The following is an 11,713-nucleotide window of genomic DNA, read 5'->3' on the forward strand; positions in this document are numbered from 1 at the left end:
GAAAGGAAATGGGGAAATGGTGTTGAGCATGAAGTGATGACTCATAATCGTGCCTTTCGGTGCGAAAAGTTTATTGAAAATGGTTCTTTGCATGGAAGAAGCTAAATGTCAAAAACAGTCATTCCAACTTACGACGCCTTGATGACGCCGATTCTTCAAGCACTCAAAAGTCTCGGTGGTTCAGGAACGATTGAAGAAATCAATGAAAAAGTTGCTGAAATTGCCAAGCTTTCAGACGAACAGTTAGAAGTATTGCACGATCCGAATAGAGGTGGAGGACAAACCGAAGTCGAATATCGGCTAGCATGGGCCAGAACTTATCTCAAAAGATATGGCGTATTAGAGAATTCTTCACGAGGAGTGTGGGCTTTAACACCCGCAGGCAGCAAGCTTGATCGGGTGGATGAAAAAGACGTTGTGCGGACGATCCGAGCACAAATAAAGAAGGATCATGAAGAGTCGGAGAATGAATTCAATGAGCCGGATGAAAAAGTAACATGGCGTGAAGAACTTTTGAATACCCTGATCAAAATGCAGCCATCTGCTTTCGAAAGGCTGGTTCAAAGAATGTTACGCGAATCGGGCTTCATTCAAGTTGAAGTCACCGGCCGAAGCGGCGATGGCGGCATTGACGGAAGGGGTATTATGCGGCTAGGGGGCTTGCTCAGTTTTCATGTCATTTTCCAGTGTAAAAAATGGCAAGGCTCAGTTAGTGCTGGTCAAGTCAGGGATTTCAGAGGCGCGATGGTCGGACGAGCGGATAAAGGCTTGTTGATTACGACAGGCACTTTTACAAAGGATGCTGTACGAGAAGCAACGCGAGATGGTGCACCAGCTATTGATCTTATTGATGGTGAGCAATTCTTGGATAAGCTCAAAGAGCTTGGTTTGGGTGTTCAAACTCGAAAAGTTGAGATTGAAGAAATCACAGTTGAGAATGAGTGGTTCGAAAGCATATAAAGCACCTCATCTGCGCTTCCGTACTGACATTTTATGAAATTTGGTCATCGAAATAAGTAATCCTTATGTCGGTTATTAGCTGTGACATCTGTTGAAATAACCTCCCATGTCACATGAGTTTTCATGTTCAAATTCGCCGCTCAGTTGCTCGTTTCCTGATGTCATTCAGCAGGAATCCTGTGAAGTATAAAGCCAGTACCGAATTCTCACAAGATTCTTTCAGATTGACATGTAGGGATGGATCTTATTTTCAGAGTAAAAATGCCTCCGGTTGTTTCAAGTACGCAAAAAGATTCTTTCAGAGTGACAATGAACATTCTCCGCTGACGCCAGAAAAAATTTATCGGATGAGTTCATGCTTCCATTGGCACAAAGTCAATTCTCTGTTGCCGGCAATTCTGTTTGCGGCCATGTCGCTGCCCGCCTGTGCAGAGAGGCCAGAAAGCCGTGCGCCGATGATGAACTCGACGCCGGTTCCACTTACAAGAAATGAAAACCTTGACTCTCTCATCGATCTCGATGCCGACGGCTTTCCAGATGTGGCAGAATTGCAAGATGAACAGGATCGCCGCAATTTCCGGCGTTGGTTCGTCTCGATTGCAGAGTCGCAACTTTATAAAGAAGACCCGGCCTGGCGCACGGATGATCACGATTGCGCGGGTTTGATTCGATTTGCCTATCGTGAAGCTTTAAAAAAACATGACACCGATTGGTTGCGCCGTAAACGGTTTCTGCTCGATGCGGCGATTCCGGATGTGCGCAAATATAATTATCCGAAAGTGCCATTGATCAAAACCAAAATTTTTCGCACACGCGAAGGCCAATTCCGCGAAACGGATCTGGCAGACACGACGTTTGCCGTCACCGCAATGGCCGCAAAAATGAGAAGCTACAACACGGTTTTCCTCGGAAAAACGCTGGAAAACGTGCAGCCGGGTGATTTGCTTTTTTATCTCAATGCCGGTGATGTGAACATGCCGCAACATTCCATGATTTTCCTCGGTGACCAACGAAGGCCTGCGAGTTATGAAGATGCGGTAATTTATCACACCGGCCCGCGCGAGGCAGAGCCTGGCGTACTCAAGAAAGTCCGGCTGCTCGATCTTCTGCAGCATCCGGATGATCGCTGGCATCCCGCGCCGGAGAATCAATACTTCCTGGGATTCTATCGCTGGAAGATACTTGACTAATGATTTCGAATGCCTCTGTTCGTTTTCATGATAAATCTAATCATTGAGGTGGCAGCATGAAAGGCAAGTTGTTTGCGAGCGCGCTGATCCTATGCCTGACGCCGTTGGCGCAGGCGCAATACTTCAGCCTGGAAACGCCCAAAATTTATTCGCCCGGCGAGAAAGTCGTGATCAATCTTTCGGCGGAAAACATCAAAGGATCGATTTTCTTTCGCGCCTACAAAATCGCAGACCCCAATTCATTTTTTCAGCAGCAATCGGATCCGCACAGCCCGCAGCAATTGCTCAACATTCGTGAGTCGAATGCCATCGACATTCTGCGCGCTGCACGAAACCGTTTGCAGCGCGATCAACGCCAGGTATTCCGCGACAATATGACGCCGCAAACGCGCACCGACGTGAAGAACACGCTCGGCATTCCGGCATTCTCCGTGGCCACGCGCGCGAGCCGCCTGCTCTCGCCGCTTAAAAATTATCCCCTGCTCAAAACTTGGGAAATCACGGAATTTGGCAGTTCGGAAGAATACACCTATCGCGATATTGAAGTCGATTTGCACGAAACCGGCGCGTATCTCATCGAAGCATTCAACGACAAGTTGATGGCGCATACGGCTGTAGTCATCTCGCCGCTGGGCATGATCACCAAAAGCTCGCCGCAAGGCACGATGGTTTTTGTCTGCAACAAAATGACGGGTGAGCCGGTTCCCGGGGTGAGCCTTCGCCTGATTCAGCAACGCAAAGAACAGGCAACCGAGGTGACCGACAAAAACGGCCTGGCGCAATTTGCGCCCAAGCTATTGAGCGAAAGTGATGAAGATGAGTTCGGCTCTGTTCGGCTTATTCTTGGTCAAAAGGACAGCGATTTCGTGTTGTCTGATCCGTATTACTATTTTTCCGGAGAAGGCCGGCAATATGTCGTGCACGCTTATACCGATCGCCCGATTTATCGTCCCGGCCAGACGGTTTACTTCAAGAGCATTGTGCGGCAGTTGACAGAAGCAGGTTATCAAGTTTACAGCAACAGCGACGTCGAAATCAAAGTTACGGATGCGCGCGGGAATGAGATTTATCGCCAAACGCTGAAGACGAATGACAACGGCTCGGTGAGCGGCGAGTTGGCGTTGGCAGAGGAACCGCCGCTGGGAAGTTATCAGCTTACGACCACGATTCCGGGTGGCATCACGCATTATGCCTCATTTAAAGTTGAAGAATACAAAAAACCGGAGTATAAGGTTGAGGTAACATGCGACAAGGAGCATTACGCCAACGGTGATTTAATTACTGCAAAGATCAAGGCGGATTATTATTTCGGCAGTCCGGTGGCAAATGCACAAGTCGACTACTATATCTTTCGCGGGCGATTCTGGCGGCCGTGGTGGTATGGCACCGAATATGCCTGGTATTATGAAGATGAAGATTATGGCGGAGGCTATAGCTACCGCGCCGAGCTGTTGCAAAGCGAGTCCGGGTATCTCGATGAAAATGGGGAATTCACGCTGACTTATCAAGCGCCGCCGGCGGAACAAGATTTTTATTACCGCATCGAAGCGCGTGTGGTGGACGCCAGCCGCCGGCAAATCATCGGCTCGAAACAAGTCGTGGTCACGCGCGGCTTGTTCATGATTTCAACCTATACCGACAAATATGTTTATGCGCCCGGCGAAGAAGTGACGGTTACGGTCAAGACCATGGATTTCAAAAACCAGCCGGTTTCTGCCAAGGTAAAAATGGAGGCATTTGAACAGAATTGGTTTGCGAACGAAGGCTGGCGGCAAATGGGTAAATCTGCGGCGCTGGAAGTGACGACGAATGCGCAGGGAGAGGCGTTCTTTAAATTCAAAACCAGCAAGGGCGGCTATTATTACATCACCGCCAATGCGGTTGACAGCCGCGGCAATGAAATTTCAACGAAAGAATATTGCTGGGTGAGTGAGCGCGGCGGTTATTCCAGTTATGCCGCAAAGGGTATCGAAATCATTCCGGATAAACCCAACTATCGCGCGGGTGAAACCGCGCACGTGCTGGTAATCTCGCCGGTGAAGAATGTCTGGGCGCTGGTCACGGCCGAGGCCTCGACGATTCTCGAGCATAAGATTGTGCACATTGAAGGCACGTCGCAAGTGATCGATTTTGAGATTGACGAAAACCATCAGCCCAATTTCAGTGTTGGAGTGACGTTGCTGGCAAACGAGGAGTTTTATAATGAGAGCAAGAATGTCATCGTCATTCCCGAAGAAAAATTTCTCAGCATCGATATCAATCTCAATGAAGATATTTTCCGGCCGCAAGAGGAGGGCGAGCTAACCATCAAAGTCACAAACAAGGAGGGCGAGGGGGTGTCCGCCGAACTTTCGGTCGGCATGGTGGATGAAAGCATTTATGCGCTGGCGCCGGATATGACGCGCGAGATCAAGCGGGTGTTTTACAGCAAACGCTACAATCGGGTGATCACGCATTCTTCGGTTTATTTCAGATTTTATGGGTATGCGCGCGGCTTGGGCAGCGCAATGGCGGCGCGCAAAGCCGAGGGGTTTGCACGCAGCGGTTTTGCCGATGTGAAAGCCGACAAATTCAAAGAAGCGCGTGTGCGCAAGGATTTTCGCGACACCATGTTTTGGCAGGCCCAGGTGCGCACGAACAGCAACGGCATGGCCAAGCTTAAAGTAAAATTTCCGGACAATCTCACCACCTGGCGCACAACCGTGCGGGCGATTTCGGCAAACACCGAAGTGGGCGAGAAAATTTTCAAAAACCTCGTGCGTATGGATTTGATCGTGCGCATGGAAACACCGCGCTTTTTCACGGCCGGAGATGAGGCGACGATCTCAACCATCGTTCATAACTATCTCGATCAGGCAAAGCAGGCAAAGGTAAGCTTGCAGGGTGAAGGGGTGAGCATTATGCCGGCAGAAGAGAAGCTGATCCATGTGCCGGAAAACGGCGAGAAGCGCGTGGATTGGATCGTGCGCACGGACAAAATCGGAACGGCCACGTTGACGGCAAAGGCCTTGACCAATGAAGTCTCAGATGCAATGCAATTGCCAATTCCAATTCTGCCGCATGGCCTGAAAACTTCGGAAGCATTGGTGGTTGACATTGAGGAACAAAGCGCCGTGCGCGATCATACCCTGACATTGCCGGTCACCGCAAACCCGGCGACGGCAGAATTGTATGTTTCCGTTTCACCCTCGTTGGCGGCTTCGATGTTGTCCGCCCTTGAAGATCTCGCGGGTTACCCTTACGGTTGCGTTGAACAAACCATGAGCCGATTTTTGCCGACCGCGATTGTGGCATACACCGCGAAGAAGTTGAATCTCAATCTCAAAATGCAATTGATGAATGAATTGCCCAAGATGATGGATAAGGGTCTCAAGGCGCTTTATGGCTTTCAACACAGCGACGGCGGTTGGGGTTGGTGGAAAGATGATGACACACATCCGTATATGACGGCCTATGTTGTGTATGGTTTGTCGCTAACGAAACAAGCAGGCCACCAAATTGATAGTGAACGCTTGCAGCGCGGCGCCAATGCGCTCAGCCGCCAACTCGAACGGGCAAGGTTGGTGGAGAAAGAAATCGCCGGGCTGGGCAGCCGCGGTGACGGCGGCGGTTATGAGTTGATTGATGCCACGACGCAAGCCTACATGCTTTATGCGCTGCAAACCGCGATTAAAGCCGGAGTGCAGGTTGATTATAAATTTGACGCTCGCTTCGTCGAATTGCAGAAAGCAAAAATCAATGATTACACTCGCGCGCTGCTTGCGCTGGTGTCGCATAGCCAGAACAAGGCTGAAATTGCCAATACATTGGCGACGCAGCTTGAAAACAACTGCATCGCCGCCGGAACCTTGTGCTCGTGGGGTGGTAAAACGTGGCATTACAATTGGCAGGATGACCATGTTGAAACCACGGCCTTTGCGGTGAAATCACTGGTGCAAGTGAAGTCCGGCAGCCCGCGCATTAACGAGGGTATTCGATTCCTGCTCACGCAAAAACGCGGCAGTGCCTGGCGTTCGACGAAAGATACCGCCATGATCATTTTCACATTGGTCGATTATCTCGAAAAAAGTAAAGAACTCGAACCGGATTACAATGTTAAAATCTACCTCAATGACAAACCCGTGCTCGACAAGCAAATGACGAAAGCCGATGCCCTGGCGCAGGAATATGCTGTGCGGCTCAATGGCAGCAGTTTGAATCCGGGACAAAATCACATTCGTATTGCAAAGGACGGCGAGGGCAAGTTCTACAGCACGTTTCGCTTGACATATTACAATGCCGGTGAAAATTTACGCGCCAGTTCTACGGGGTTCGGCGTGAAACGCGATTATTACAAGCTTAGCCGTATAGCAGGAGGCAGCGGGTTACAATACGTTAAGCATGCCTTCACCGGCAGTTTACAATCCGGCGAGGAAGTGTTGGTGAAACTCATTGTTACGACAACTACGGATTTTGAATATTTCATGCTGGAAGATCCGTTGCCGGCCGGCGTCGAAGTAATTAAAGATGAATCCGGCTACGCAATTCAGGGTGAAAATGTTTATAATAGACGCTCGGATTATCGCTATCGGCGCACGTATGCCAACAAAGAAATCCGTGACGAGAAAGTCGTCTTTTTCGCCACACAACTGTCTGCCGGCGTACATGAGTTCACATATCTTTATCGCGCGCAAATTCCCGGAGAGTATCACGTGATGCCCGCGCTCGCGAGTTTGATGTATTATCCTGAGTATCAGGGGAATAGCGCTGAAGCGAGAGTCAAGATTGTTGAGTGAGGTTGTGCGCAGTCTTATAATCATTGAGTACGTCAAAGAACCAACGTTAAAGTGATCCGGCCCAGACTCTATGTCCGCTGCCCTGCTTGCAAACATTACACGTGGAAACATTATCGAGAGCCAGCATTATGGCCACATCGCCGTCGTTGACGGAGACAGCAATCTCGTCTTATCGTATGGCGATGCCCAGTTCATCACCTATATTCGCTCGGCTGCCAAGCCATTTCAAGCGATTCCGCTTTATGAAGATTCTGTGCCTGAAATTTTTGATCTAAGCGAAGCGGAAATGGCGGTCGTCATGTCGAGCCACAGCGGGGAAGAGAAGCATGTGCGAGCGGTGGCTAACATTTTGAGAAAAATCGGACGCGAGCCGGCAGATTTGCAATGCGGCGTGCATACGCCGCTCGGAACCGCAGTGGCGGAACAGCTTGCCGCCTCCGGGCGCAAACCGACGGTTTTGCATAACAATTGTTCGGGCAAGCACGCCGGCATGATTGCGGCCTGCATCAATCGCGGATTGTCGTTCGACAATTATTTAGAGTTCAGTCATCCTTACCAGCAACGCCTCTGGCGCACGGTTGCGCGTTGCGCCGGTTTGATGGAAGATGCTGTGCCTCTCGGCGTCGACGGTTGCAGCGCGCCGAACTTTGCCCTACCGATAATCAGCATGGCGCATATGTACGCCGGCCTGGTCGCCGCGCCTGATGAAATTTCGCAGCGCATCTTTATGACCTTTATGAAAAATCCTGATATGATCGCCGGTGAAGGCCGTTTTGATACGATCTTGATGCGCGCCACGCGCGGCAAAGTGCTGGCAAAAACCGGCGCGGAGGGCATCGAATGCCTGGCGATCAACGCGCCGCAGCCGCTCGGCATTGCGATAAAGATTGCCGATGGCAACAGCCGCGCGCTTGCGGCGATTGTGGTGGCGCTGCTGGAAAAGTTGCAGGTTCTTACGGATGACGAGCTTAACCGGCTGTCGCATTTTCAGCAGGAGGTTTTGCGTAACCATCGCGGCCATGCCTGCGGAATGATCGAAGCTGCAATTTGAATCGACGCGAATTCTGAATTGACTTTTACTATAAATTTTCTATTTTCCGCAGGAACGTATCTGAGTGGTTGACGTAGAATAAGGCGACAGCCCACTTCTCGACAGTTTGTACTGTTGTGCGATCACCTCATTCATGCCCGATCAATGAACTGTCGCAGAAAAACGACAAGAGGCGTGGTTACGTTTCCAACAACAGGAAGGAGATGCCTTGATTCACGCCGTTTTATTCGATCACGATGGCGTGCTGGTAAACAGCATGCCTTATCATGTGGAAGCTTGGCAGCAGGTTATGGCGCGGCATGGCGTTGAAATCGAGCCGATGGAGATTTATTTGAAGGAAGGGGCGACCACCATGGAAGTGGCGGCTGAGTTGTTTCATCGCCATCGCAAGGCGGCCTCTTCGGAATTCGTGCAGCAAATCGCGGAAGAGAAGGGCGAAGCTTATCTCGCCAACAACAACGCTGCCCTGAATGAAGGCGTTGTTGAGGTGTTGGAATATCTCCAGCAAAATCGTTATCGCATAGGCATAGTTACCGGCTCGTTGCGCGCGCAAATCGACGCGGTTCTCGGCCCGGAGGTGTTGGGCTATTTTGATTGCATCGTCGGCGCCGATGATGTCGATAATGGCAAGCCCGATCCCGAGCCGTTTATTCGCGCCGCGCAGAAATTGAACGTTGCGCCGAGCGAATGTTTGGTCATTGAAAATGCCCCGCTGGGTATCAGCGCCGCCAGGTCTGCCGGCATGAGCGTCATTGCGATGACCACGACGCTTGCGCCCCATTACCTGCGCCACGCTGACGCGATCGTCGCTGATTTCGCGGAATTGCGGCGGCGCTTGCCGGCCCTCATCAGTCATTTGGAAGGCCCGGCATTGCAACCGCTGCCCGCCAAGCCCAAACCCGAAAGCCGTTATTCTACCATGACAGATCTGGATGTTGAAGAGTAATACGATCAAATCGTTTGCCAAAAAGCTTCTTCGTCCAAAATCATAATTAAGCCCACCCTACTCAGGAGCCAGACCGCGAGAGTTTGTTACGGATTTGAAGCCGGCTGTCAAGCAAGTTCACCAGGCAAAACGTGGGGCGCCGGCATGTCATGAGAAACCGTTCTGGGAATGCTGCGGTCATGGTAATCCTCCAACCGGCCTTAGTCCTTTCAAATGCATCACTCTGCAACGCTGCGGCAACGTGCTGTTCATTACCCGCGCTGCGTGCGCAATTATCCAGTCTTATCGTATCATCTGTATGAGACAATTATGAACAAACGAATGGTGTCATTGTTTATGATCGGCGTTGCGTTCGTTCCGCTGATCGCTTTTGGTCAAGGCGGCTACAGCGGCGCGTTTCTGCGCACCGGCATTGCCGCGCGCTCGGAAGCCATGGGGCGCGCTTATGTCGCGGTGGTTGAAGGCAACGAATCCGCCTACTACAATCCGGCGAGCGTGGCGTGGTTTCAGCACCGCGAGTTCACAGCATCGTATCGCGCCATGACGCTTGACCGTACGTTCGCCTTTCTGAGCCTGGGTGTGCCGATTCGCCCGGAAACGGATGCGAAGGGCGGACAAGCCATGAACGGCGGCATCAGCCTGGCCTGGATTCACGCCGGCGTCGGCAATATCGATGCGCGTGACTTTGACGGCGAAAAGCTCGAGCCTTTGTCGAATTCTGAAAATGCTTTCAGCTTGTCGTTCGCGCTGCAGCCGCATCCCAAAGTCGGCATCGGTTTGACCAGCCGCGTGGTTTTTAATCGTCTTCCCGGTGTAAAAAATGATGGCGGCGCGATTTCGGCATCTTCCTTTGGTTTCGATTTGGGCGCATTGCTGCAGCCGGTTTCCGGAATTCAACTTGGCGCGGCGGTGACCAACTTGAATCTCAAATATACCTGGAAAACCGAAGGCGTTTATGAGCGGGGCACGAGCATCGTACAAAAATTTCCGCGCGGTATGCGCGCTGGCATTGCCGTGTCGCGTTTCACGCCGTGGCTCACAGTCGCGGCGGATGTTGAAAAACGCCAATTCCGCGATGCGACCGTGCACCTCGGCGCGGTTGCACACGTGCAAGAGTTCGGCAACGTGCGCGCCGGATTGAATGACGGCCAACCCACGTTCGGCGCCGGTTACCGCTTTGGCCTGCTCGGCAAAAAATCGGAGTTGCATTATGCCTTTGCCATGCATTCCGATGGTATCGATAGTGATCATGTGTTCGGTTGGGCGTTCGTGTTTTAGAAGCTGTGGCTCTCGTTTATTTCGAAGCAATCGCTTGCATACAGGGAACTCGAATTGTGAAAACTTATTTTTTGATAGTAAGCCTGCTGCTTTTGGGGGTGATGGCCTGCCAGGACAATCCCTCGCAGCCAACGTTTGATCCATCGCCCCGGATAATCGCGGTGCAACTTCCGGAGGTTGCGTATCAATTTCCCCGCAATCCCATCGGCATTCATGTCCGCGTCGACGATCCGCAAGGCGTGGAAAATGTGGCGGGCGTTACGCTTACTGTGCGCCGTAACAACGCGACGCTCGCGACTCTTGCCATGAGTGATGACGGCCGGAACGGCGACATTCTTTCAAAAGATGGCCAGTTTTTTTATCCCCTGGACTCGACCGTGACCAAAAATCAAACCGGCCAGCTTGTTTTCGAAACGATTGCCGCCGATCGTGATGACAATGTCAGCCCGGCGCGGTTGGATACCCTCACCATCTTGCCCGGCAATGAAAATGCTTTGCCGGTGATCACGGCGTTGACCGTGCCCGAGGTGATTTGGTCCGATTCGAATTACACGGCGCAATTTCTCGCGACCGTCGATGATGCGGACGGCATTGCCTCGCTTGATTTTGTTCGTCTGGAAATTTATTCAGCCGCTTCACCCACGCCCTCTTTAATTCAAGCCCTGCGCGATGACGGCCAAAGCGGCGATGGCGCCGCGCAGGACGGTGTTTTCGGTTTGCGCTTCGAACCCTCGCCATTTAAAAACACCCGCAGCCTGTTGACTATGATTTTGCGCGCCGTCGATCGCGCCGGCGGTGTCGGCCCTGCGATCGTGCGCACCGTCAAAACCGATTTAATCGCCTGCCAGAACAACCGGGCGCCGGTGGTATTTGACTTATCCGCGCCCACGACTATTAGCCGCAGCGCCACGCCGAACATCTATTTGCTGGCAATCAGCGCGACTGATCCTGACTCGGCTTGCGCCGATGCTGTTGCGCGCGTTTTTTTCAACTCGTTTCGGCCGGATGGCACACCGGCGAGCGGCAACCCGTTCGCCCTGCGCGACGACGGCCTGGAAGGCGATTTGCGTGCGAACGACAAACGTTATTCGCTGCGCATTCAAATCACCTCGCAAAATCAAACCGGCACGTATCGGTTTGACTTTCAGGCGCAAGATAAGAACGGCGCGTTGAGCACTGTGGTAACACACATCATCAATGTGACACCGTGAAAGAATCCTTTAGTCTTATTGGAATAAATTTTTTTGAGACGAATAATCTCGCTGCTCAATCAATGAGATAATCATATGCAACGCATGTTTCTGATTCTGATGTTCGGTTTTGCCGCTCTCGCGCCGGCACAAACCCCGGCCAACATGGGCTGGAAGTTTGGTTCCGAGCAAAAGCTCGCTGCTGCGCCTTTGCCGGGGCTGCGCTCAAATTCCGTGAGCGACATCATCATTCACAATGGCGAAATCTGGCTGGGCGCCGGCCGCGGCTTGTCGCGTTCGAATGATGGCGGCAATTCGTGGGT

General features: G+C 51.7%; 8 protein-coding genes. All 8 read left to right on the top strand.

Annotation, left to right across the window (positions count from 1 at the left end):
- Positions 1 to 105 precede the first annotated feature (105 nt).
- Positions 106 to 960 (top strand): restriction endonuclease, encoded by an 855-nt coding sequence (locus FBQ85_18510; protein MDL1877126.1) that lies wholly within the window; start codon positions 106 to 108, stop codon positions 958 to 960.
- 113 nt (positions 961 to 1,073) lie between these two features.
- Positions 1,074 to 2,150: a DUF1175 family protein gene (locus tag FBQ85_18515; GenBank protein MDL1877127.1), complete on the top strand. Its 1,077-nt coding sequence runs from the start codon at positions 1,074 to 1,076 to the stop codon at positions 2,148 to 2,150.
- A 56-nt stretch (positions 2,151 to 2,206) separates the two neighbouring features.
- Positions 2,207 to 6,925 carry a hypothetical protein gene (locus tag FBQ85_18520; GenBank protein ID MDL1877128.1) on the top strand — a complete coding sequence of 1,573 codons (4,719 nt, stop codon included), beginning with the start codon at positions 2,207 to 2,209 and terminating at the stop codon, positions 6,923 to 6,925.
- Between the two features lie 70 nt (positions 6,926 to 6,995).
- The gene (locus FBQ85_18525; protein MDL1877129.1) at positions 6,996 to 7,976 is read left to right on the top strand and encodes an asparaginase; all 981 of its coding nucleotides are present in this window, start codon (positions 6,996 to 6,998) and stop codon (positions 7,974 to 7,976) included.
- A 208-nt stretch (positions 7,977 to 8,184) separates the two neighbouring features.
- Complete coding sequence (locus FBQ85_18530) at positions 8,185 to 8,922, top strand: HAD family phosphatase (protein MDL1877130.1); 738 nt, start codon at positions 8,185 to 8,187, stop codon at positions 8,920 to 8,922.
- 309 nt (positions 8,923 to 9,231) lie between these two features.
- Positions 9,232 to 10,200, top strand: coding sequence for a hypothetical protein (locus tag FBQ85_18535; GenBank protein ID MDL1877131.1), 969 nt, complete (start codon positions 9,232 to 9,234; stop codon positions 10,198 to 10,200).
- 56 nt (positions 10,201 to 10,256) lie between these two features.
- Positions 10,257 to 11,411 carry a hypothetical protein gene (locus tag FBQ85_18540; protein MDL1877132.1) on the top strand — a complete coding sequence of 385 codons (1,155 nt, stop codon included), beginning with the start codon at positions 10,257 to 10,259 and terminating at the stop codon, positions 11,409 to 11,411.
- 75 nt (positions 11,412 to 11,486) lie between these two features.
- The coding region (locus tag FBQ85_18545) for a hypothetical protein (GenBank protein ID MDL1877133.1) at positions 11,487 to 11,713 on the top strand (227 nt) is incomplete at its 3' end.

The sequence above is a fragment of the Cytophagia bacterium CHB2 genome, from assembly GCA_030263535.1.
Classification (GTDB): Bacteria; Zhuqueibacterota; Zhuqueibacteria; order Zhuqueibacterales; family Zhuqueibacteraceae; genus Coneutiohabitans.